The sequence below is a fragment of the Pantoea sp. MBD-2R genome (assembly GCF_039134845.1).
Classification (GTDB): domain Bacteria; phylum Pseudomonadota; class Gammaproteobacteria; order Enterobacterales; family Enterobacteriaceae; genus Erwinia.
Window position 1 is genome coordinate 599825 of sequence record NZ_CP152417.1, and the last position, 22818, is coordinate 622642.

The 22818-nt window shown below is 46.4% G+C and carries 26 protein-coding genes and 3 pseudogenes; 21 read left to right on the forward strand and 8 right to left on the reverse strand.

The features are described from left to right. Positions 1–8: 8 nt before the first annotated feature. The 3 genes from AAGQ96_RS02610 to AAGQ96_RS02620 all read right to left on the reverse strand — a co-directional run bounded on the left by AAGQ96_RS02610 (position 9) and on the right by AAGQ96_RS02620 (position 3289). Positions 9–896 carry a LysR family transcriptional regulator gene (locus tag AAGQ96_RS02610; protein ID WP_342754755.1) on the reverse strand — a complete coding sequence of 296 codons (888 nt, stop codon included), beginning with the start codon at positions 894–896 and terminating at the stop codon, positions 9–11. Positions 897–1606: 710 nt separating this feature from the next. Continuing rightward, positions 1607–2062: a GNAT family N-acetyltransferase gene (locus tag AAGQ96_RS02615; RefSeq protein WP_342754756.1), complete on the reverse strand. Its 456-nt coding sequence runs from the start codon at positions 2060–2062 to the stop codon at positions 1607–1609. A gap of 144 nt (positions 2063–2206) precedes the next feature. Further along, positions 2207–3289, reverse strand: a complete 1083-nt coding sequence (locus AAGQ96_RS02620) for a Gfo/Idh/MocA family oxidoreductase (RefSeq protein WP_342754757.1) — start codon at positions 3287–3289, stop codon at positions 2207–2209. 83 nt (positions 3290–3372) lie between these two features. Between AAGQ96_RS02620 and AAGQ96_RS02625 the strand changes: the two genes are divergently transcribed. The 7 genes and pseudogenes from AAGQ96_RS02625 (at position 3373) to AAGQ96_RS02655 (ending at position 7315) form a co-directional block, all read left to right on the forward strand. Next, complete coding sequence (locus AAGQ96_RS02625) at positions 3373–4356, forward strand: LysR substrate-binding domain-containing protein (protein ID WP_342754758.1); 984 nt, start codon at positions 3373–3375, stop codon at positions 4354–4356. A gap of 198 nt (positions 4357–4554) precedes the next feature. Beyond that, positions 4555–5433, forward strand: a complete 879-nt coding sequence (locus AAGQ96_RS02630) for a DUF3289 family protein (RefSeq protein WP_342754759.1) — start codon at positions 4555–4557, stop codon at positions 5431–5433. Continuing rightward, positions 5417–5893: a DUF943 family protein gene (locus tag AAGQ96_RS02635; RefSeq protein WP_342754760.1), complete on the forward strand. Its 477-nt coding sequence runs from the start codon at positions 5417–5419 to the stop codon at positions 5891–5893. The genes AAGQ96_RS02630 and AAGQ96_RS02635 overlap by 17 nt, the downstream gene beginning before the upstream one ends. Positions 5894–6048: 155 nt before the next feature. Then, entirely contained in the window at positions 6049–6240 is a 192-nt protein-coding gene (locus AAGQ96_RS02640; protein WP_254446299.1) for a hypothetical protein, read from the forward strand. A gap of 178 nt (positions 6241–6418) precedes the next feature. Continuing rightward, positions 6419–6505: a hypothetical protein gene (locus AAGQ96_RS02645; RefSeq protein ID WP_342755513.1), complete on the forward strand. Its 87-nt coding sequence runs from the start codon at positions 6419–6421 to the stop codon at positions 6503–6505. Continuing rightward, a pseudogene (locus tag AAGQ96_RS02650) lies at positions 6475–6885 on the forward strand (replication endonuclease); the annotation flags it as partial. The gene AAGQ96_RS02645 and the pseudogene AAGQ96_RS02650, both read left to right, overlap by 31 nt. A gap of 238 nt (positions 6886–7123) precedes the next feature. Continuing rightward, a complete protein-coding gene (locus AAGQ96_RS02655) occupies positions 7124–7315 on the forward strand; it encodes a hypothetical protein (protein ID WP_342754761.1) in 192 nt (63 codons plus the stop codon). Positions 7316–7511: 196 nt separating this feature from the next. On the opposite strand, the gene AAGQ96_RS02660 is transcribed toward AAGQ96_RS02655, so the two are convergent. After that, positions 7512–8222 carry a hypothetical protein gene (locus tag AAGQ96_RS02660; RefSeq protein WP_342754762.1) on the reverse strand — a complete coding sequence of 237 codons (711 nt, stop codon included), beginning with the start codon at positions 8220–8222 and terminating at the stop codon, positions 7512–7514. Positions 8223–8819: 597 nt separating this feature from the next. On the opposite strand from AAGQ96_RS02660, the gene AAGQ96_RS02665 reads away from it, so the two are divergent. The 4 genes from AAGQ96_RS02665 to AAGQ96_RS02680 are packed head-to-tail and all read left to right on the forward strand — an operon-like array spanning position 8820 to position 11682. Beyond that, positions 8820–9884: a hypothetical protein gene (locus AAGQ96_RS02665; protein WP_342754763.1), complete on the forward strand. Its 1065-nt coding sequence runs from the start codon at positions 8820–8822 to the stop codon at positions 9882–9884. A gap of 1 nt (position 9885) precedes the next feature. Continuing rightward, positions 9886–10047 (forward strand): hypothetical protein, encoded by a 162-nt coding sequence (locus AAGQ96_RS02670; RefSeq protein ID WP_342754764.1) that lies wholly within the window; start codon positions 9886–9888, stop codon positions 10045–10047. Between the two features lie 50 nt (positions 10048–10097). Next, entirely contained in the window at positions 10098–10970 is an 873-nt protein-coding gene (locus tag AAGQ96_RS02675; protein WP_342754765.1) for a hypothetical protein, read from the forward strand. A gap of 16 nt (positions 10971–10986) precedes the next feature. After that, a complete protein-coding gene (locus AAGQ96_RS02680) occupies positions 10987–11682 on the forward strand; it encodes a hypothetical protein (RefSeq protein ID WP_342754766.1) in 696 nt (231 codons plus the stop codon). Positions 11683–11711: 29 nt separating this feature from the next. Here AAGQ96_RS02680 and AAGQ96_RS02685 read toward each other — a convergent pair. Both AAGQ96_RS02685 and AAGQ96_RS02690 read right to left on the reverse strand, forming a co-directional pair. Next, positions 11712–12754, reverse strand: a pseudogene (locus AAGQ96_RS02685) (phage portal protein). 53 nt (positions 12755–12807) lie between these two features. Further along, positions 12808–12996 carry a hypothetical protein gene (locus AAGQ96_RS02690; RefSeq protein WP_342755610.1) on the reverse strand — a complete coding sequence of 63 codons (189 nt, stop codon included), beginning with the start codon at positions 12994–12996 and terminating at the stop codon, positions 12808–12810. On the opposite strand from AAGQ96_RS02690, the gene AAGQ96_RS02695 reads away from it, so the two are divergent. From AAGQ96_RS02695 to AAGQ96_RS02740, 10 genes and pseudogenes are all read left to right on the forward strand, one after another. Then, complete coding sequence (locus AAGQ96_RS02695; RefSeq protein ID WP_342755514.1) at positions 12908–13354, forward strand: phage virion morphogenesis protein; 447 nt, start codon at positions 12908–12910, stop codon at positions 13352–13354. The two genes, AAGQ96_RS02690 and AAGQ96_RS02695, sit on opposite strands and share 89 nt — an antisense overlap. 8 nt (positions 13355–13362) lie before the next feature. Beyond that, positions 13363–14664 carry a DUF4062 domain-containing protein gene (locus AAGQ96_RS02700; protein ID WP_342754767.1) on the forward strand — a complete coding sequence of 434 codons (1302 nt, stop codon included), beginning with the start codon at positions 13363–13365 and terminating at the stop codon, positions 14662–14664. A 137-nt stretch (positions 14665–14801) separates the two neighbouring features. Next, positions 14802–15395 (forward strand): phage baseplate assembly protein V, encoded by a 594-nt coding sequence (locus AAGQ96_RS02705; RefSeq protein ID WP_342754768.1) that lies wholly within the window; start codon positions 14802–14804, stop codon positions 15393–15395. Further along, positions 15392–15739 carry a GPW/gp25 family protein gene (locus tag AAGQ96_RS02710; RefSeq protein ID WP_342754769.1) on the forward strand — a complete coding sequence of 116 codons (348 nt, stop codon included), beginning with the start codon at positions 15392–15394 and terminating at the stop codon, positions 15737–15739. Before AAGQ96_RS02705 ends, AAGQ96_RS02710 begins: the two co-directional genes overlap by 4 nt. 4 nt (positions 15740–15743) lie before the next feature. After that, on the forward strand, positions 15744–16652 hold the full coding sequence (locus AAGQ96_RS02715) for a baseplate J/gp47 family protein (RefSeq protein ID WP_342754770.1): 909 nt from the start codon (positions 15744–15746) through the stop codon (positions 16650–16652). After that, entirely contained in the window at positions 16645–17253 is a 609-nt protein-coding gene (locus tag AAGQ96_RS02720; RefSeq protein ID WP_342754771.1) for a phage tail protein I, read from the forward strand. Before AAGQ96_RS02715 ends, AAGQ96_RS02720 begins: the two co-directional genes overlap by 8 nt. Further along, positions 17250–18338 carry a phage tail protein gene (locus AAGQ96_RS02725; protein ID WP_342754772.1) on the forward strand — a complete coding sequence of 363 codons (1089 nt, stop codon included), beginning with the start codon at positions 17250–17252 and terminating at the stop codon, positions 18336–18338. Before AAGQ96_RS02720 ends, AAGQ96_RS02725 begins: the two co-directional genes overlap by 4 nt. Continuing rightward, positions 18338–18925, forward strand: coding sequence for a tail fiber assembly protein (locus AAGQ96_RS02730; RefSeq protein WP_342754773.1), 588 nt, complete (start codon positions 18338–18340; stop codon positions 18923–18925). The genes AAGQ96_RS02725 and AAGQ96_RS02730 overlap by 1 nt, the downstream gene beginning before the upstream one ends. Before the next feature lie 182 nt (positions 18926–19107). Next, a complete protein-coding gene (locus AAGQ96_RS02735; RefSeq protein ID WP_342754774.1) occupies positions 19108–20268 on the forward strand; it encodes a hypothetical protein in 1161 nt (386 codons plus the stop codon). Positions 20269–20430: 162 nt separating this feature from the next. Next, positions 20431–20694: pseudogene (locus AAGQ96_RS02740) on the forward strand (phage tail protein); the annotation flags it as partial. A gap of 395 nt (positions 20695–21089) precedes the next feature. Here the strand turns inward: AAGQ96_RS02740 and AAGQ96_RS02745 are convergent. After that, a complete protein-coding gene (locus tag AAGQ96_RS02745) occupies positions 21090–21782 on the reverse strand; it encodes a hypothetical protein (RefSeq protein WP_342754775.1) in 693 nt (230 codons plus the stop codon). Next, entirely contained in the window at positions 21779–22816 is a 1038-nt protein-coding gene (locus AAGQ96_RS02750; RefSeq protein ID WP_342754776.1) for a tyrosine-type recombinase/integrase, read from the reverse strand. The genes AAGQ96_RS02745 and AAGQ96_RS02750 overlap by 4 nt, the downstream gene beginning before the upstream one ends. Positions 22817–22818 lie beyond the last annotated feature (2 nt).

The window sequence follows — 22818 nt, forward strand, 5'->3', positions numbered from 1 at the left end:
AAAAGGATTTAATCACCGATATTATGCAGACGGGGATCCTGAAAAATGGAGGTTATCAAGCCTCTGAATTTTGTGCTGTCCAGGTTGGGACAACCGGTACGATAAACAAGCTCAATCTTGAAATCATTGTATTGGCCGAAGAGTTCATGGATTTTAATCTTGCTCTGTACCTCGCTACCGATCGAACAGCGCAATACCAGGGAGACGCCTTTGCCCGCAGCAACGCTTGAAAACAGCACGGGGTAAGAACCGCATTCGACAATCCGCTTCGGGATTATATGGCCTTCTTTAAACAGAGAGGTATAGTTACGGGTCGAGGTTGCACATTTTTTGCTGCTAAGCATAAAAACCTCGCCATCCAGACTGGATATATCCTTTATTGTTGGAAAGTTTTTCTCTGTGATGAGTACCAGTTCACTTGATAATAATGTTGCCCGTGTATGTTGTACGTTTGAGAAACCGGCCCCAATGATCACCGCGTCATATTCGTTTCGATCAAACGCATCGAGCAGGCTGATGGTATTGCCAATCGAAACGTCGATATTCCAGCCAAGATCGTAACCTAAATCAATCATTGAACTGACGATGTAGGCAGGTAAGCATTCAATTATGCCAATCCGCATGTTCATCTGACTGCTGCTGTAGTGCAATATGTTTTTTTTACAGTCATCTGCGAGATTTAATATCTTAACCGCATAATCGTAGAGTATCTGGCCTTGTGCAGTCAGTGAGCAGCCATCGGTTTTTCGGTCCAGCAGGGTGACATCCAGATTATCTTCAAGGCTTCTGATTCGGTGGGAAATGCTTGATTGCACTCGATTCAACCGCTCGGCGGCCTGGGTTATATTCCCTGTCTCCACAACCGTTACGAACGCAAGAAGTTCACTTAACTTCATTCGATACCTCATGCTAAAAATCAGTTCATCGTCACAAAATAATACATAAGATTTTTTAATGAATTAGGCCGTTTCGATTATTTTATTTGCTAACTTTTGCAATAGAAATAGCGCTGATTCAATTGACATAAAGAGCTATCTTAAGGCGGATATATATTTAACATATGTTTAACGTCCAGCCAATGTGTAAGTGATTTTTATATGATAATCGATTTATTTACATTTAACTACGTTTCTTTACAGTTTAAAATTCTTGCGGAACGTCTGGTAACAAGTTTTTGTTCCGACGGCCTCAGAAGGCAACTTATCTGCCCGTAGCAAAGGAAAAGCCGGGGTTTTGAGGCTTCTAATCGTCAAGTCGGCCCACTAATTAATAGAGATTTTTTGGCACAGGCATACTCCGTTTAATTATCCCCTATAACAGAATTACTCATCTTTCTGGAATTTTCGGCGTGTAAATATTTTCGCTTAAGCGTGACATACGTAAAGCATATTGCGCTGAATAGCAGATTATTGCGGTACGGTTCCGCATTACTGGTTTGAATTCCAGACGGGTAACGACGTGCTTACCCTGTGTAAAGCACGGTGCGGCCTGCTGCGTATGAGGACGACGTGGTCGCTATGCATGCATTGAATGCATTATTCTGCATGCATTTTCCCCCTGATTTCTGATAGCGTCCGCTAAGAGAGAAATACAGACGTAAAAATTTCTAACAGGATAATGTTTTCAGCAGTTTCATATGCAATAAAGGATATTGCCTGCCCTGACCATCAAGTTCAGAGCGGCCCGTAATGACAAAGCCATTTTTTTTATAAAATATGACAGCCTGAGGATTTTGTTCATTGACGTCGAGTTCATCAGCACCCTGTATATCAATAGCATGCCGCAGGAGTAATTTTCCTATACCTTGTCCGCGTTGCTCCGCATTTACAAAGAGCATCTCAATGCGGTTTTCACTCACTCCCGTAAAACCAACGATCAAACCGTTACTACAAAGACGTGCGACCCTAATATTTAGGTTAGGAAAATACTCATTAAGCAACGTTGATCGCAGCTCCTGAATATCCTGCTCCCGTAAAAAAAAGTGTGTAGCGCGGACGGATGATTCCCAGACTTCCAGTAATGTCGGGAATTGAGCGGGTTTAGCAACTTCGACTGTTATCATGTTTATATTCTAAACGTTTAATTACCCGCAAATTACCATAAGATTTGTTCGCTACACAATGGCGTCTCCCTGAGGATTCTGGCACATGGCCAGCGCCAGTATACGCAAGATTTTTGACTACTTTGCCTGGCTACTGGCGCGCGTTTAGCTGAAAAACTGGGCAGACGATGCGGTGATCTGGTCGATAAGCTGATGCTGACGCAATGCATCATCAAAGGTTGTCGCTTTATTCGAACCTGTTGCCTTATCGCGAGCATAGGCCGCGTAGAGATAAGCGACATCCTGGGAGCTGGCATCAAGATGGGAAACCGGCAGGGACGCATATTCCGCCGGAACAGGCAGATTTTCAAATGTTTCCACGCCATTACGCATTACCGCTATCGCGTTGTCATCCTTATTCTCAAATCCTCGCGCATTGGTAATTCGAAGCACGCCTTCAGTGCCGGTGATATCAATCTGCAAACCCGTTCGGTGTTTCTGACCACCCTCAAGCTGAACTGAGAACAGTCCGCCACCTGCGAGCGTACCGATAACCATCACTTCATTCGGACTGGAATACGGCACTTTCTCACCGGTTTCTGCAATGGTGGTAACCGGAAACTGGTTAACACTCACTGCCATGAGTTTTTCCGGGAAACCGATGCCATGGAACAGCATATCGTGAAAATGGCCGCCGTAAATAGACAACACCTCGGTGAAGTTAGCTGCATCCAGCGCCCATTTTGCAAACTCCGGCATCACTTCGCCAAACGCGTCTACGCCCACTGACATACGTACCGCCCTGATTTTCCCGACCGTACCCTGCCTGACCAGATCGTGCCAGTAACGGGAACTGGGCGAAAAGCGACGCTGCAAACCGACGATATGCTTAACACCTTTCTCACGCGCCAGTGCGAGGATCTCCTCTGACTCTGCCGTGGTGGTGGAGAGTGGCCATTCACTGTAAACGTCCTTTCCTGCTGCAATAACCGCTTTTGCCAGACGGCCATGTTCAGGTGTCGGTGCCAGCACCACGGCCAGGTCTATATCAGGATTAGCCAGCAGCTCTTCCGGGCTGCCACAGGCATGACCGATGCCGAACTGTGCGGCATACTTCTCAACCTTCTCTTTATTGCGTCCGGCCAGCGCCACAACCTCAAAATCTTGCAGCGACTGAAGAGCCGGAATGTGGCCGTATCTCGCCCAGCTGCCTGTACCAATAATACCTACACGAATTTTGTTGCTCATGATGCTTCTCCTTTACTCGTTTATCGGAACGTTGGAGTGGCCTGCGGCCCCACGTAAGGGGATCATCATAAGCGGATATCCGCTTGCCATTAAGCGGGGTGGCTGGCATAACACCAGTGACATATTTGTCAGCAATCATCAGGCTAAAAACAATGATGGAAAAAATGAATGGGCTGGAGATATTCACGCACGTGGCGCAGACAAGGAGCTTTATTGCGACCGGACGGGCAAAAGGTATTTCATCTTCGGCGGTGAGTAAGAGCATATCTCGCCTGGAGGAGCGACTGGGTGTACGTCTTTTTCAGCGCAGTACCCGTTCGGTGCATCTAACCTCAGAGGGTGAGGTTTTTCTTGAGCGATGCCAACGCATTTTCAGTGAAATAAAGGCGGCGGAGGATGAGCTGTCGGCTATGACGCAGCAGCCGAGAGGCCGGCTTCGCATTGGATTGCCCTTTGCGGACGGACTCATACTGCCCATAATTTCATCATTTATGACGTGCTATCCGGAAATCGAACTTGACCTGGATTTCTCGGACAGAATAACGGATGTGATTGAAGAAGGAATGGATATTGTTATACGCGGCGGTGAACTGACGGATTCAAGGCTAATTTCCAGAAAGCTGGGTTCATTTCGTCTCTGTATCGTTGGCTCAGAGGCGTATTTCAGACGCCATGGCGTACCCGAGCGGCCGGACGAACTCACGGCTCATGCCTGCCTGCACTATCGCTTCCCCAGTACCGGCAAAATCGCGTTCTGGCCGTTTAAGCCCACCGCCGCGGCAGGGGGGCCGGTTATCCCGTCAACGATGATATGCAATAGCCTTGAGGCTCTGCTGTTTATGGTCAAAGAGGGGCGTGGCATTGCCTGCCTGCCGGATTACGCGGTAAAAAATGCTATTAATTCCGGTGTGCTAAGAACTGTACTAAACAGTTATATTACTCACAGCACCACTTTCCATATTCTCTGGCCGAGTACCCGACAGATGACGCCAAAGGTGCGTGCATTCGTCGATCATATTGCAGGCATGTTTGATCATTTTATGGTGAAAGAAAAAAGCCGCAAATAATTAAAAACCGATGCTCTTTGCGCCGACGCCCTCCTGGCCGAGGCGGTTTCCAGCCTGAACGAGTAATATTGAAGATGAAATAAAGCTGTCAGCCATTATCTGGCTGCCCGGGCAGAAGTCTCAATTTTTGCTCACCGGACATGCGGTATTTACAGGCATTTTTTGCGGAGTATGATTGGTCAGGGTTTGTACAAACAAATGGATCATTACGCACAAGGAAGCGATACCGTGTCAGCCTTACAGTTCCCCTGTACCATTTTCGCAACTCAAAAACGGATGGATGATTACAGCGCCAGCGATATGCTCTGCGGCGATCTCTCTGAATCACAGTTGAAAACACAGTTTCATCTGGTCGATGTTTCCACCAGAGCGAATCCTTACTCACTGACGAAAATCACTCCGTTCAGCCAGCCACAGTCGATGTTTTACGGTTCTCGTGGAGAGGGCGAAAAAATTAGCCGTCAGCAATGCGCCGAAATTTTATTTGATGAGTTTCGCCATCTTTCACAATCCTTCTCTCTCTACGGGCCATATAAATCTTTGATCAAAAAGATGATTACTCATATGCAGAATGGCGAAGGTGCACCTTTCTCCAGTATGTATTTGGATTCAGCACTGAAAGAACATATTGTAAATGACAGAACTGAAAACAACACGTTAGCAAAAATACAACGTGCTCTAACTGAAAAGATTGATTGGGCAGCCCATATTTATCCGGAAGATGAAAAAGATGTGTTAAGGAACGCTATTCTTGATGGGAAGTTGCCAAAATTTGACAGGTATCAAGACACTATTAATGGAATGGGCATCACTGTTCATGATACCTGGGCTACGCAGATAATAGTAAAATCACTGAATGTCAGTAACGATAGCTATCGTGCGGTTATTCAATACAAAATACAAGATCACTTTGGGCTTGATGTTGACGATATTACAAAGGCTAAATTCAGCATTTTCCGTTTTTTCCGTATCTGGTTTTTACTCCAGCGATACGATTTATTTAGCTTTAAACCATTTATAACTAATATGGAAGCCACTATACAGATTTCTGGAGAACGCAATGAAAGCAAAAAGTAAAAAAATATTCTATATAATGCTTCTGATGGGTGGTGCTCTGGTTGTTTATTTACTCTGGCTATCTCTGCGCTCGGTAGAAATTGTTGCAGTTCATGAGGATGGTAATCACAGCTCTGTTTTAGTAAAATCGTATCCAATTACGGATAAAGGTAAAATAGCCTGGTGGCAGGAAAACAAAGGTATTTTGAAAGAAAAATACGATATTCCTAAACCTAAGCCAGATGGTTCTTTCACCGTCGTTTTCTGGCTGTTTGGCGATGGGTATAAAGAAGAAGGGAAATATGATCGGCGATGCTTCGAAGATATGAAAGGGCCAGCTAATTGTATTGAGAAAGAGGCTGTTTTTTCTGTTAGTAACAGTACTAATATGGGGACTGTTTTCACCGTAGAGGATGGAAGATACCAGCTGAAAAAAAATGGCGAAATAGTTAAGTTAAAGAGTGAGTTCACGGTTAAGTAAAAAATAAGGCGTTCCTCATTCTGCATCAAAAGTACAATCTTAGCAGGACTCCATTAAGGCTGTTTTCTCCTGAGAATAGCCTTTTTCATCCGCATATCCTTGTGAAGAACTATCCCTCTTATATTGGAAAGTAAAGCAGCTGATCTGCCCCCGAGATGAAATACGCCAAATTGCTGGGAAATGAAGAACAGGGTCGCCGCCGGGCCAATACGACTATCGGCAAGAATGTATTGCCACGCCTGCAACGGGTTCGAAACCGTTACAAGCTTTCTGAATCTGCCACCTTTGAGTTGCCGTTTATTAAGCAGCTACAGCGCCTGCCCATGCTGGCACGTCATGGCTTATAAAGTCGGCACATTCATGACCCAAAGCGTTGCTAACTTTATCACGGCTGTAACTCTGCCCGATGACGCTGACGAAGAAGCCATTACCCTGACCGCTTATCGCTATATTGCTGAAATGACAGCGCTTACCGGTACTGTTCCGCATCACGACGGTACGCCGCACTGGCATATGCTGTTGTTTATGGAGCCTGAGCACAAACAACGCGTGTACGACATTATGGCCCGCTATGCGCGTGCGGCCCGCTGGTTGCGCGTGATGACCTGGTGAGCCGCCTTTGCTACGAAATCACCGAAATGGGGAATGAATATGCTGAAGACGTCCAGCGCGTTAACGGTATTTATTCGCCTTTCATTGCCGGTTCTGACGTTTTCACGCGTCGGGTTAAGTGGGAAAAGGTCGCCAAACGGGCCGATGCGCCAGCGGAGGCTGATTTTCATGGCGGCTCTGCCGCCCCTTGGAGTTCTGTCAATAACTGTACGGGGCTGCAGCGCCGACGGTTAGAGCTGGAACTGAAAGCCAGGGGTTTTGAGGGTAGTGAGGAGGAAATCAGGCTACTGGTAAGTGGCTGTAGCCTGGATGCAGGTTCAAAAATGCGGCTTTTTTACCGGAGCGGACGATTACAGGAGGATGACCATTGGCGGCAGTAGTTTTTGCTGCACGCGATATAGCAATTTTTCCAGCTCATGAGTGGCATTGGCACTCATATAGCTTTAAGCGGACCGACTAAATTGGGAGCCGCTTTCACTATAACCTGTTGGTGCCTATTATTTTTACAGAAAGGGTTTTGTAAGATTAAGCCCATCGTAAGGTAAAAAAGCCTTTCACAATTTGTCAGAAAAACCATACTGTGTTTATGTGCAGTATTTTGGGATGGGGAGGATAAAAATGGCAGACGATTTACAAGAACGGGTGATGATTGAGCGGGTAGAGCTGATAGTGCGCCTGACTACGGAAGGTGTTTGTAAAGAGCGGGACAGAGAGATCGCGCTGAATTTAATCGCCGAAATCGCGGCTAATCACACGTTATCTGACAATCAATTTTCGGTCGCTTTTTCAACTGTCTCTTTTGAAAATTAAGCCTTACTGGTGCCAGAATATTATTAATACCATTTGTTATATTTAATATATATGAAAGAAACAACAATTATCCATGATAAGCTAAGAAGTGCTGCATAGCCCGGGATAAACCGTATAAAGAAATACACGCCTGCCACAATGACTGCGGCAGGTATCAAATAGAAAAATGACTGGATTAACCATAAAATTGCACGCTTCATTTACGTAAAACCTCATACAAAGCATCTGCGATTTTTTCTTCGTTATTATCTCCAGAATTCACCTGGTAAATTATTTCAGACATTTGGGGTTCAATAAGAAAGTAAAGCATTTCAAGGTTTTCTTTGCACAGAGCCTGATAATATGAAGAATCCTGAAATTTAAGCCTGTTCGCGGCTGATGCGGCTACTTGTGCTTTGGCATAAAGTGTTGTTGCGTTCACAAACCATGTTGAGAAAGAATTAACAAGTTTGATATGATTTTTTTTGAAGTCGGCGCTGCCAAGCACTAAGTTGGCAATGGTGAAGGATAGAGCCAGCTTACTGGCTTTAGCAGATGCATGCTCTGCCGCTTTGCCTAACAATTTTTGGATATGAGACACAAGATTATTGCTTCTTTCATCTCCAAGTCTTGTAAAGGTTTTACGGAAATAAATTTCAACCATATCCAGAGCTACATCATTTCTTCTATATATCTCACCTAAAGAAAGCACTAACCGTCTGTCCTCTCTCCACGTATCGCGGCATGAACTACGATAATATTCATTCGGGACAAGGCATGAACCATAATTGATAAGCCGCTGCCCACCCAACTTTACTTTTTCAATAGTAGATATATGATCTGCATGGATGTCATTAAGTGAATTTGTTAATGCAATTGCTAATTGCTTATTAGCCTGCATCTTCAATTGCAAATAGGGTTGTGACATACCTTAGGTCCTTGTTGTATCATTTACCCAATTTTTGATCATGTTGGCCAACAAGGGCAAGAAAGAAGATGAGAAAAGCAAAAAAAACGCTGATTTATGTTCCTGTTGTTATTATTTTTTTTCTAATTATACCTGAGATCATTCTTCGGATATTGACGCCTGAACAGCTCGCGAGGATGAGTGATTTTACGAGCTTAGGGGGAGTGATGAACCCTTTACTCTCGCTAGTAATTTTTCTGGGCCTTTTTTCCGTCGTTTTGGCTTTTCTCACTGTCTCCGCTGTAAGCAAAATCTATCGATCAGGATCACGCTCAGAGAGTAAGTGAAGCCTGGCATTACCGATAATCAGCTTCATCAAAGCTATGCATACATTGAGTGCATCATTCTGCATGTATTCCGCCCCCTCATTTTTGATGTTCCCGACCTGTTCTGGCGCGGTTTCTGTGGCTGGATGCAACTGCATGATAATCGCTGCACAAAGCGGGCAGGCGTGGCGGGGATAGCATTGCGCGCTGAGGCTCGAAGTGGATTGCTGTTGCAAATATTTCTTGGTTTCAATAGTCTTTTTCCTAAACCACTTATCTCAAGGAAAGGGCAATGGCAGAGAACGGGCCACGCGAAGATTTAGCAAAGTTGATATCTGAGAAAATTTTTGAAAAATTTAAATGGCAACAACACGGTCCAACGGATCACGATTTCCCATGCGAAGATGAAGCAAATCATAAACCTGCTGATAAAACACAAAATCATACTCACCCTGTAGATGTTGTTTTTCATTATAAAGATCCATATTTAAATAAAACTATATTTTTAAATACAGATTTAAAAAGTTACTCAAAAGGTGCACTGAATAATAAGATGATTGAGTCTGGGTTAAATTCCTTGGCCAAAACTATCGATTGTGCAAGATACAGTCCTACATGGGCAGAGCGTTATATAACTACTGTAGGGCAATATGAAATCAGGGGCATGCTTTTTGTATATAATCATGATAATGACTTTGAACATGATTTCTATAACTTCTTCCATCCTAAAAAACCTAAAGCTGGAAAGCGTGCAGCAGCTGTAGACCTTGATAAAATCGCTCTCAAACCTGATCAGCAATTGCATATTATTGAGCCTAAGACAATAAATTACTTAATGTCGGTAGTGAGCGATATGAATGAGATGATTGCAGAATTTAAATTCCCAAGAAATGAATATGGTTTCTTTTATCCACAGCTTACTTTTCACAAAGTTTTGACATCGCAAGAATATCTCCCGGCTACTGTTGAAACCCTAACATCTCCATTTATGATAATAAAACATGGTCCTGTCATCGAATATGACAGGAATATATGTAGTGACGTAATGAAGCACCCTGAAGGTTACGTTGTATATTACAATCGGCCAGGTAATTCTGAGCTCGAATTTAGTTATTTATTAGACACATTAAGCAGTTATCAGATTCTTAATGCGAAAAACAATATTAAAATCAGAGTGGCCGGACAAAATAAGAGTGACTCCATTCGTTCTAATTTCACTCGCTCACTAGAAAAATATGCTCATGAATGGGGGTATGACGAAGAAGCCAGACAAAAATTATTTTCCATGGAGCTACATATAGTTCCGATCCAGAAAGAATTTTATTCAACTGAAGAGCGTTCATGGGGAGGCAGTTAAGATGGCTAAGGTTCTTCATAGTGTTACCGATAAATCATTATACGATGCTTTATGTCAACCACGAGTGACAAATAACGAATTAAGAGAGCTTTTTCTTGAGCGTGGAATTATAATATCAAAAAAGACCGATAAAAAAGATCTTGCAAAAAACTTTTCAAATTAACTCATGACTACTATGTCCAAAAAAGGATTTCGGATATATTTGGCGGGTTTTTGCGTAAAGAAAAAACGACCTCGCTAGTCCTTAATGACCCAATTGAAAAAGGGGTTTTAAGAGAAGCAGCAGGCTTGTTAAAAAAAGAAATTGAAGCCGAACAAGATTTATGTCAAGTTTTTAATGATAAAAATAATCTTATCATATTTATAACTTATACGAGCACTAACTATGGGAAAAGTGATTTTAGTCAAATTGAAAAAAAGAATGCTCGCTTTGAGATTGAAAATTTGGATGGCGGTTACTCTATACGTCGACCGGACAACGAGCAGACTGATGTCTATCTCGGTAGTCTCTTGAGTAAAATTGAGCATTTAGAAAAAGAAAGGGTTGCAGCCGAGGGTGAAGACTCAAGCAAATTAAAACTAAATGTTGATGAAATATCTTTAGAAAATGTTGAAGATAATGAAAAACGCACTGATTTTTTTACACGTTTAATAAGTGAGCTTGAAGGGTATGTCCTAGATGATGTTACCGACGCATATGTCTATCATCCTAAAAATGAAGTTATCGCAGATGAGGATGGTGATTCAACGACTGGAGTACATATTAGTAAAGCTTCACTTAAAGGTGAGGGGGTTTTAAAATCTGGTGAGTTAATTTCACTTTATGAACGTGGTTTCTACATTTGGAAGATTCGCTGGCGTGTAAAAGATAAAACTAGAGATCCTGATATTTATGAGTTCGAAGCTCAATTTGATAATCCTTTGGATTTTAATGGTTTTTCATACATATCTCGTGGTGTGAAAAAATTTAAATCTGGCGGAAAATATAATAAAAATTCAGTGCAGTTAAATGACTCGCAAGAGCTTATGTTTAACAGGTTGATTGAAAAAGCTGCCCGTTCGATTATAATTGATCTCAATAGATAATATGGTTGGGTAAATCATGAAAGATTATGAAAGAACTAAATGGAGTAGAATAACAACCTCACTTAGCTTGGATGAGTTGTCTCGTCATTTTAAAGATAATAAAGTTGGCGATGATCGTAAGGGCTATTCAGATATTGAGATTGGAAGAGATTTTTGCTCTGGAATTTATAATGAACGTATTAGCAATAATCTAATATCGCTAGACTATCATGGGAATGAGTTCGAGCAAGAGTTAATTGAGTTCTACTCAGTGAGTTTCTCATTTTTCTACCTCACCAACAAATATTATATATTGTCATTAACGAACCCACCGAAAACCCTAAAGCCTTTTATTGATTTTTTATTCGAAGGGCTTAACTACAAAATAGGTATAAGTGGATTTGAGTTAAACGCTGGGCTGTTCTTGGATGAGTTATTATCTTCCAAAGAAGTTTCGTTACTTAAAGTTAAGAAAGTTAAAGTGAACAGTGTGGTTATTTCAGATGCTGCAAAAGCGACAGTTGAAGTTACCTCGAAAAATAATGCTATTGATGATATATCATTGCTCCTTGAGAATAAGGATTATCTTATAGATAAGCTAAAGATATCCTGCATGGTAAATAATGTTACGAGTGAAATAGAAATATCAAAAGGCGGGTCATTTTGTGCAACCTCTGAGGCGATTGTTTTAACAAAAAATCTGCTGTTTAAACAAGTTGCTGACAGTATCTAGAAAATGCCGTCTTAGGACGGCATTTTCCATTAATCATCTGTATATCCTCCTAAAGAGTATCTAGAAAATTTTATTACTTCTTCACCTATCCAGTAATTTATTTCTTTTAAGCGCTCCTGCAACGGCGTCAGTTCATTACGCACAAACACCTGCGACGCCTTCACCGCATCCCCGAACCCGCCGGAGTTGTCCGGGATAATGCCCATCACCTGCGGTGGCACGCGGTGCGCGCTTAACAGATCGTCGCGGCTCGCCTTTTTGATGTTAAAGAAATCATCCTTTGTCGCCACCTCACTGAGCGGCAGAATTTTGATGCCGTCAGGCTTGCCGTTCGGCGCATACATAAACAGGTTACGGAAGTTGCCCAGGCCTTTTGTGTCGCTCATCGCCTGACGCATCCGGTCAACGTCGCTGGAACTCTGCGCCGCGTCGGTCATATAGAGGATATAGCCCGCGTGCGCGCCGTTCTTGTAGTACTTGCGGCGAAACAGCGTGGCCGCTTCATTCAGCCAGTCGGAGTTGAGCGCGCTGAGGTATTCCGGCAGGCCATACAGCTCCTGGTTAATGTCCGGCTCAATCAGGTGAAACACGCTCCCGGGCGTAAACTGGTGCGGCTCTTTCCAGTCGTTCACAAACCAGTATTCGCCGTCCTTCACGCCCTTGCGGGTAAATTTCGCCGGGGTGGTTTCCAGCCTGAACGGCTTGCCCAGGCTGTTTCGCCTGAGTTCGGCAAAGACGTTCCCGAACACCTGGTAATCCAGCGCAAACTTGCTGAACTCCTGCTGACTCATCATCGGGTACGGGATAAAGGTTGAGGCCAGAATACTGCGCTTAACGTAAATAGACGAGCTGTGATGCACCGCCGAGCGCAGGCTTTTTGCCAGCTTGCCAGCCTATGAAAGCTGACCGGCGGCTCATACCAGCGCCCGTTACCGATGCATTCGGCATAATCCAGAATATCGCGCTTATCCATCACTGGCGTTGGCTCGCCGAAGGTAAACGCCTCAACCTGCTGGGGCGCGGCCGGTGCTGTTGGTGCTGCTTTAAATGCCTTACGGCTGCGTTTGCTCATCAGTAAAATTCCAGAATTGAAGGGTTAGCGCCGCCGCTGGCAGCGGTCAGCGGTTAGTTTAACAGCGCGTGCATGATTGCCCAGGCAACGTCCGCGTGGCTGGCGTCTTCGCTGCGGCTCGCCTCGTAGGTTGAGCGGTTGCCGCTGGTGGTCATGAACGGGCTGGAAGCGTTCGACGAAAGGTTAAGCGCATTAATTGGCAACATGTCACCGGCTGCGCGAAAAGAGATGGCGCGCACCATTGCAGAGCGCCTGCGCGCCGGTCAGCAGCAGAATATCAAACGCCAGCAGGCACCAGACGGCACGGCGTTTAAGCCGCGCAAGGCACCGGCGCGCAAAAAGAAAGGCCGGATAAAGCGCGAGATGTTCGCAAAGCTGCGCACGGCTAAATACCTGAAGGCGAAAGGCAGTGGCGACGACGCCGTGGTGGAGTTTGCCGGGAACGTGCAGCGCATGGCCCGCGTGCATCACTACGGGCTGCGCGACCGGCCAGCCCGTGGGGGGAAAGAAGTACAGTATGAGGCAAGGCCGTTGCTTGGCTTAGGATTAAACGCTATAAATGATATTGAATCTATCCTCTTTGGTGCACTGCTAGAGTAAGGTTAATTATGGAAGAAAAAAAATACCAAGTTTTTGTAAGCTCAACATTTACTGACTTGATATCTCATCGTAAAAAAGTAATAGAAACTGTACTTAGCCTTTATCACTTTCCTGTTGGAATGGAAATGTTTAGTGCTGATGATGCTGAGCAATGGGAGATTATAAGAGAAACTATCGATGTAAGTGATTATTATGTAATTATTATTGGTCACCGTTATGGTTCGCTTTCTGAGAGTGGTATTGGTTATACTGAGAAAGAGTATGATTATGCGAAAAGCTTAGGGATACCAGTCTTGGCCTTTATCCGTGACAGGAATGTTGCTCTTATGAACGAAGAAAGAGAAACTAATGAAGAGCTTTCGAAGAAGTTAGATGATTTTATAGTCAAGGCAAAATCAAATAAAATGTGTGATTTCTGGAGTAATATTGATGACTTAGCAACAAAAATTGCGATTGCTTTGCCCAAAGTAATGAATCGTACGCCACGACCTGGTTGGATAAGAGCGAGTAATGTAGATTCTCAGAAAATATCTAATGAGCTCGCAAGGCTTTCTGCTGAGAATAAAGAGCTAAGGGATGTGGTTCGACGTTATGAAGAGAGTAACTCTCAAAGTAAACCTAAGTTACACCTTGAGTTTCTTCAGGAAAAGGAGCTTTTTTTTAATTTTAAAGATTACAGCGAGGAAGTGGAGCGCCCTGGAAAAATAAACTATGAAGAACTAAGTCAAGAATATAAAGAACTAATTCCAAAAGAACGTGCAGAGAGGTTTAATGAAAGTATACCTTCTCAATCAGAGGTGTCTAAATATATCGAGGATAAGGTTGTATTTTTCAACAAGGAGTTTAACTCTAAGAGAATGCAAGTAAAAATAAGTAATCGAGGTACAAAGCCTGCTACCAATATCATGGTTTTTATTTCAGTCCCGAATTTCTTGAGGGTGATGAAAAAAGATAACGCAGAAAATTTAACGGAGCCCACCTTAGTTATCCCAATATCGCCAATCGTTGAAGCTAGGAAGATTCTATCTAACCCATTTGGGGATGTGGGTAAGTTTTATATACAGATGCAGGGGCTTAGTACTCAAAATAATATGATGCTAAGCCTCATGGGGGATCAAAATGAAAGTTACCGTTATGAAAGCAATGAGGTGAACTTTGATCACCGGAAGTTATTGCAATCCCTTTCGGTTGAGTTTGATGAGTTCTTATTAATACCTATTGGTAGAGGAGAAGGAGAAATCATTTGCACTTGGATTTGTGAGGAAATGCCAACTCCTAAAAAATCTATAGTTAATATCAAAGTAGAGTAGCACGAATGTGGAACTGCTATGAAATAGGTGACAGTGGCATTTATTTTAACTTCTTAAAGCTACGTCAGCTATTTTGCTGATTCATGAGCAAGCACTGACTTCTCTACTTCTTAAAACTAATGGGGCATTTTAGCTCCATGAACTCACAAATCCCCGAAATCCTGCGCCTGCTGCGCAACCTGATCCGCATCGGCACCGTCTCCGCCGTCAACCTTGACGACGGGCTGTGCCGCGTGGATACCGGCAACAACACAACTAACTGGCTGCACTGGCTGGCCGCCCGTGCCGGTCGCACCCGTTCATGGAATGCGCCATCGGTCGGCGAGCAGGTGCTTGTGCTGTGTCTGGGCGGCGAACTTGATACCGGCTTTGTGCTGCCGGGCGTGTTCTCTGACGATAACCCGGCACCGTCGGCATCCGCTGACGCGCTGCACTGGTCGTTTCCCGACGGTGCGGTGATTGAGTACGAGCCTGCCAATGGCGCGCTAAAGGCAACCGGCATCCAGACCGCGACCATTCAGGCCGCCGTCAAAATCATGCTGGACTCGCCCGAGGTGGAATGCTCTGCACTGCTGAAAACCGCCACGCTTGAAGTTACCAATGGCGGCACGATGAAAGGCGACGTTCAGCACAGCGGCGGCAGCTTCAGCTCTAACGGCGTGGTCGTTGACTCTCACAAACACGGCGGCGTGAAGTCCGGCGGCGACACGTCAGCAGGGCCGCAGTCATGACCGTGAAATATTCCGGCATGAGCCGCGACACCGGCGAGGCCGTGACAGACCTCGACCATATCCGCCAGTCGGTGCGCGACATTCTGTTAACGCCGGTCGGCACCCGCGTGATGCGCCGCAGCTACGGCTCACTTTTATCCGCGCTGACTGACCAGCCACAAAACGAGGCGCTGCGCCTGCAGATTATGTCGGCCTGCTACATAGCGATTTTGCAGTGGGAGCCACGGATAAAGCTGACCGGCATTTTCTACGAATCCGCGTTCGACGGCGGCATGGTGGTGGAAATCACCGGCAGCCGCACCGACACCGCGCAGGATTTTTCCTTAACCGTTCCCGTGAGCTGAGAATATGGCAACTATCGACCTGAGCCAGCTACCCGCGCCCGACGTGGTGGAAGCGCTGGACTATGAAACCCTTCTTGCCGAGCGCAAGGCCACGCTGGTATCGCTGTATCCGGCGGAGGAACAGGACGCCATTGCCCGCACGCTGGCGCTGGAGTCTGAGCCGGTGGTGAAGCTGCTGCAGGAAAACGCGTACCGCGAGGTTATCCTGCGCCAGCGCGTCAACGAGGCGGCTAAGGCCGTTATGGTGGCCTATGCTCTGGCGGATGATTTAGACCAGCTTGGCGCAAACAACGGCGTTACCCGCCTGACGCTGACGGCTGCCGACGACACCACAACCCCGCCAACCGCCGCCGTGATGGAAAGCGACGACGATTACCGCGTGCGCATTGCGGCCGCCTTTGAAGAGCTGAGCGTGGCCGGGCCGTCCGGCGCGTATGAATACCACGCCAAAAGCGCCGACGGACGCGTGGCGGATGCGTCTGCCATCAGCCCGTCGCCCGCCTGCGTCACCATCACCGTGCTGTCACGCGAGGGTAACGGCGAGGCGGCTGCCGACCTGCTGGCCGTGGTAAATGCTGCCTTAAACGACGAGGACGTGCGCCCGGTGGCCGACCGGGTAACGGTGCAGTCGGCGGCGATTGTGGATTATGCCGTTGAAGCCGTGCTGTACCTCTATCCGGGGCCGGAAGCTGAACCGATACGCGCAGCCGCCGAGGCAAAGCTTGCCGCCTTTGTCAGCGCGCAGGCCCGTCTCGGCCGGGATATCCGCAAATCGGCTTTATATGCTGCGCTTCACGTTGAAGGCGTGCAGCGCGTGGAGCTGGCGCAGCCCGCCGCCGACGTGGTGCTGGACAAGACACAGGCCGCGTATTGCACAGGCTGGGCGCTTACGGTCGGGGGTTCGGATGAGTGATCGCCTGCTGCCGTCCGGCTCTTCGGCGCTGGAGGTAGCCGCCGCCGAAGCCTGCGCCACGATTGAAGCCATTCCGGCACCGCTGCGCCAGTTGTGGGATCCGCAAACCTGCCCGGTAGAGCTGCTGCCATACCTCGCCTGGGCGTGGTCGGTTGACCGCTGGGATACCGGCTGGAGCGAGTCCACAAAGCGCGCCGTGGTGTCGGCCTCTCAGTACGTGCACAAGCATAAAGGCACGCTTGGCTCGATTCGGCGCGTGGTGGAGCCGCTCGGCTACCTGATCCGCATCGTTGAATGGTGGAAGACCGGCGGCGAGCCGGGCACGTTTCGCCTCGACGTGGGCGTGCTGGATACCGGCATTACCGAGGAAATGTATAACGAGCTGGAGCGCCTGATTGCCGACGCGAAGCCGTGCAGCCGCCACCTTATCGGGCTGTCGATTAACCTTGACGCCAGCGGCGCGCTGCCGGTTGCCGCCGCCTGCTACAGCGGCGACGAGCTGACCGTTTACCCCTATACCCCTGAACTTATCAGCGTCGGCGGGCCGGGTTATTCCGGCGCGGCGGTGCATCTTATTGACCTGACGGAAGTGAGCACATGACCACGAAATATTTTGCCCTGCTGACCAGCCAGGGCGCGGCAAAGCTTGCCAATGCCGCCGCGCTGGGAACGAAAATCCAGATTACCGAAATGGCCGTGGGCGATGGCGGCGGCACGCTGCCCACGCCCGACGCGGCGCAGACAAAGCTTGTCGGCGAAAAGCGCCGGGCATCGTTGAACGCGCTGACGGTTGACGCGGCCAACAGCAGCCAGATTATTGCCGAGCAGATTATCCCCGAAAGCGAGGGCGGTTTCTGGATACGGGAAATTGGCCTCTTTGACGCCGACGGCGTGCTGATTGCCGTGGCTAACTGCGCCGAAACCTACAAGCCGCAGCTCGCCGAGGGCAGCGGCCGCACGCAGACGGTGCGCATGATTTTAATCGTCAACAGCACAGCTGCGGTCACGCTGAAAATCGACCCGTCCGTGGTGCTGGCAACGCGGCAGTACGTGGATAACGCGGTGATTGAGGTGAAGGCTTACGCCGACAAGGCGCTGGCCGCACACGTTGCCGCCGCCAATCCGCACGGCCAGTATTTGCAGGCCGCGAACGCGCTGGCTGAAATTAAGGACGCGGGACTGAGTTCGAAAGCGCTTGCCGCGCTGGGGCTGGGCGATGGCTCATCCGTGCCGGTTGGCGTGCCGCTGCCTTACCCGACCGCGACCGCGCCGGACGGCTGGCTGAAGTGCAACGGCGCATCGTTCAGCGCCACGACCTATCCGCTGCTGGCGAAAGTCTATCCGTCGCTGAAACTGCCGGATTTACGCGGCGAGTTTATTCGTGGCTGGGATGACGGGCGCGGCGTGGATTCAGGGCGAAGTATCCTGGCCTCACAAGGGGACGCTATCAGGAATATTACGGGGGGGATAAACGACATTTACTTTGGTAACAGTCCGTCAAGTGCCGGGGCGTTTAATACAGGCGGCGTGTCGGACACGGGCTACTACCCGACGACCAGCGGGGCAATGTTGTTTAAAAGAAGTGTTGTGAGCAGCAATCTGTTTGATGCTTCCCGCGTTGTCCCTACAGCGGCTGAGAACCGCCCGCGCAACATCGCCTTTAACTACATTGTGAGAGCTGCATAATGGCTAAGATTACCCTGGACAAAAGCGGGCTGGCGAAGGCATCGGGCACGCTGACGGTTTATAACTTTGATGCCGAAAGCGGCGAATTCACTGGCGCAACGGATGAGTATTTAGCGCAGGGCGTCGGCGTACCGGCCTTTGCTTGCAACAGCGCGCCACCGGCTACCGGTGCCGGGTTTGTCGCCGTTTACCGTGACGGCAGTTGGCTGACTGTTGCCGATCATCGTGGCGAAAAGGTTTATTCCACCGCTGACGGTACGGGGCAGCTGATTACCGCGCCGGGCGACTGGCCCGCCGGTACGACGACGCTTGCACCGGCAACCGGCTTTGATCAATGGGACGGTGAGAAGTGGGTAACTGATACGGACGCGCAGCGGGCCGCAGCGGTACAGGCGGCAGAAAGTGAAAAAGCAGCGCGCATCAGCGAGGCCAACAGCATAACGCAGGCATGGCAGACGCAGCTCAGGCTCGACATGATAACCGATGCGGATAAGGCTTCGCTGACCGCGTGGATGAAGTATGTACAGGCCGTGCAGGCCGTTGATACCGCCGCGCCGGATATTGCCTGGCCGGAAAAACCTAATTGAATAGAAGGTTTTCATTGGAGTAAGACTTTAGTCTCAATAAATAATGTTTTTTTTAGCTATGGGTTAGAGTATGTTTATACTTCCTTTATTGAATAAAATGCTCATAACCCACGGCATTTGTAAAAAATGATATGGTGTTTAAAAGCGTTGGCGAAATATTTCTCAGATGGTGAGGTTGCCTTGTGTTTTCTTTTTTAAATGATGACGTTCGGGAAGAAATTAACTTCTGTGGTAAAGTGATAGAAAAAAGATACACGGATATTTACGATAAAGCAAAAAACAAAGATCCTGCCAGCTGGAATGAACATGAGCTGGTTGCTGTTATTTATATATCTGCATGGCGATACCTAGCCGAAAATCTAAAATATCCAGAGATTTTAGAAAAAAGGACTGCTTATTGCAGGGATACTGCAGGTAAACACTTAACTAACAGAATCTTTCTACAGTCAGAACCTAGGTTTTATTTACATGTGTTATTAAGATTTGCATGGGAGTATAATTTATGCTTAAGTTCTAACCTATTTAATCTTGATCATTTTTGTTTGCAGGGGAATTTTTTAGAAAAATTAGATAATGTAAGGCCAGAGGTGTGGGGAGGGGATTCAAACAACCACTCTTTTTCTTTCTCCTGGATCAAAAACAATCTACCGTTTGAGGTCTACAAGGATTTTTTGAATAGTAATAACCTTAAGGAAGCAAAAAAGCTAACGGATAACATAGAAGTTGAAAGAGAAAGACTTAAAGATAGCGTTAATGACATAATAGAAAAAGCAACCAGTAGTGTTGAGTATCTTGATGCTGTGCGTAAAGAGGCTGACGATTTAGGCGCCAGGTTAACTGACATTAAAAGAGAAGGTAACTTCAAGCTTCTGGCAAAAGCTTTTTCTACAATTAGAAAGGAAAAAAAGAAAGAAGTAATTTATGCACAGTTTAGGGCTTGGTCATTTATAGTGCTGCTTATATTGCTACCAATATCTTTATTTTCTTACTTCTTTTTTAAAGATATACCGTTAAATTGGTCTAGCTCTTTGCATTACATACCTTTAGTAAGTCTGGAGTTGTTGTTTTTCTATTTCATGCGGCTTTTTTACGTTGAGGTAAAGTCTCTCAAAAGTCAATTAGTTCAAATAGATCTCAGGCTTAATCTTTGTGAATTTATCTATGATTATGTCGAGACTAAAGATAAAACATCTCATTCTGAAAAGGTTGATGAATCATGGAAGTCCTTTGAAGCATTGATATTTAGCCCTATACAGCCTAATGAAGATAAAATCCCTTCAGTGATGGACGGCACTGATGTTTTGGCTGATTTGGTCGGGAAAGTTTTAAAAGCTAAAGGATAAAATCAGGTCAGAATTTTAGCCAATATGTTTTTGTTTGATTAAGAGTGCATGAGTCAGTGATTTTCATAGTTCTGCACGCTCATGTCTTAACAAGATGCAACATGATGCACCGCCCCGCCTGACCTGACAATCTGAGCACACCCATTACACGGAGTGCATCAGATGTTTGATTATCACCACGGTGTCCGCGTCGTCGAAATCAACGACGGCACGCGCACTATTTCCACCATATCCACCGCCATCGTTGGGCTGCTCTGTACCGGCGGGGACGCCGACACTACCGCGTTTCCGCTTAACACACCGGTATTGTTAACTAACGTGCAGGGCGGTATTGCTAAAGCCGGGACCAAAGGCACGCTGGCCGCATCCCTTCAGGCAATTGCCGACCAGGCCAGACTGGTTATGGTCGTGGTACGCGTGGCCGAAGTCGCGACCGCGCTTGTCAGCATTACTTCACTGATACGATCCGCGAAAGCGGGTTTTTTTCGCCTGAAGAAAGGTTATCCAGTTTTCCTGGTCAGCTAAAAAGGGAAAGTCAGGAACCAAAAAGAAAAGGGTGGCGGTAAAAACCCATCGCCATTTCATCGCCACTCAAAAAGCACAAACAAAAAAGCCACTCCTTATGAAGTGGCTTAATGCCCTGATTTAACAGGTAAATTCTGGTGGCCCCTGCTGGACTTGAACCAGCGACCAAGCGATTATGAGAACCATTCAGTGCCCCTAAAAAACAAAAACTTACATAAATATCAGTAAGTTATAAAGTCAATATAGGGCAATATAGGTCAGTATTCCTATTCTTCAGCGACACTTTTGCGACACATTCATGTCGCAGGTACGATTAGTTTTTGTAGTCTAGGTTCAAGGGGGGCGAAATCAGGCCACCGTGAGAGTAATTTTTTGTTGTCTTCATCCCACACGTTAGCATAGCTTTCTAACCATAATCGTTGGTTACTGGTTAACATGCCTTTAACTAAAACTTTTAAAGTCTCTTGAGTATTTTTTTCATCATAATTTTCAATCCTTTTTAATATTTCTTTAAGGATAATCATTTGATGTTCAAGAAACCCTTTATCCTTCTCCATTCTAATATTAGCCCATGATTTAATTTCGAGCTCATGATTGTAACAGCCATCTTTAACATCTCTGTATAAATTATCTGTGATCCATTTAAAAGATTCATTAACTGTTGATGCTTGCACTAATGGTATTGATGAAAAAGAGTCTTTTAATATGTTTGTCAGTAAAACAATATTTGATATTGCTTGGTCTCTTCTGCTCTGGTTGGTCTGGTTGCGGTTTTGCTTCTGCGTTTCTTTTAAAGTTATAACAAGTAATATAACACTTATAAAACCGAATAAGGAACTATATATCCCACCAACATATGAGCCAAAGTACCCCCATATTTCTGTCTTTCCAGATAAAGGTGTATCAAAATTCTTCACATAAAAAATGGTTGGAAGGGCTATGACGATTAAACATATTATTCCTGAAATTATTTTTAAAATGACATTCATTTCATTCTTTCCTTATATTGGAAATCTAACGGATTGAGCTTAACGGCATCTTCAAAGTGATCGGGCGCAAAATGCGCATAACGCATCGTCATTTTGATATCGGTATGGCCGAGTATCCGCTGCAGTACCAAAATGTTCCCGCCATTCATCATAAAGTGACTGGCGAAGGTATGACGCAGCACGTGCGTCATTTGCCCGTCAGGCAGCTCGATTTCGGCCCGCTCCAGAGCTGAACGGAACGCGTAATAGCAAGGTGTAAAAAGCGCGCCGTTCTTTTTAGGCAGTTCTTCGGCCAAGGCTGAAGAAATGGGAATGGTGCGATTCTTCTTCCCTTTGGTTTTGACGAAGGTAATACGCTGTCCTGAAACCTGTGAACGTTTCAGTCCTTCCGCCTCGCTCCATCGCGCGCCGGTCGCCAGGCATAACTTAACGATCATCAGCAGGTCTTTAGCCGAACTGGCTTCGCATGCGTTTAACAAAAGTGCTATTTGCTCTGCGGTCAGGTAAGCCATTTCGCTTTCGTCGATACGAAAATGGCGGACGTTTTCGAGAGGATTCGGTAACGTCCATTCGCCTAACCTTTTAAGTTCATTAAAGACGGCAAGGAAATAAGCCAGTTCCAGATTCAAAGTGCGCGGCGCAACCTTACTTATCCGCTTAGTGCGAGCGAAATGCCCTTCAAGGCGTTTCGCTCGATAAGAAGTGAAAAGCTGAGCATTGAATTCTGCCGCAAGCGGAAAGCCCATACATTCACATGCCCACGTCATAGCGGCTTTACGCTTTTCGCCATCCTTGAGCGTAATACCGTGACGGCTGAACCAAAGTTCTACCAGGTCAGTTAAGCGGCGTGTTTCTTTCGCTTCACCCAACCAAGGAGCCGCTTCTATTTTCTCAAGCGTATAGCTTTCAAACGCCAGGGCTTCGCCTTTGGTCGCAAACTTCTTGCGGACGCGCTTACCTTCTTTTCCGCTACTACGGTCAATAGTGTAAAAATCAGCGATCCATTGACCGTTGGGGAGTTTCCTGACTGGCATAA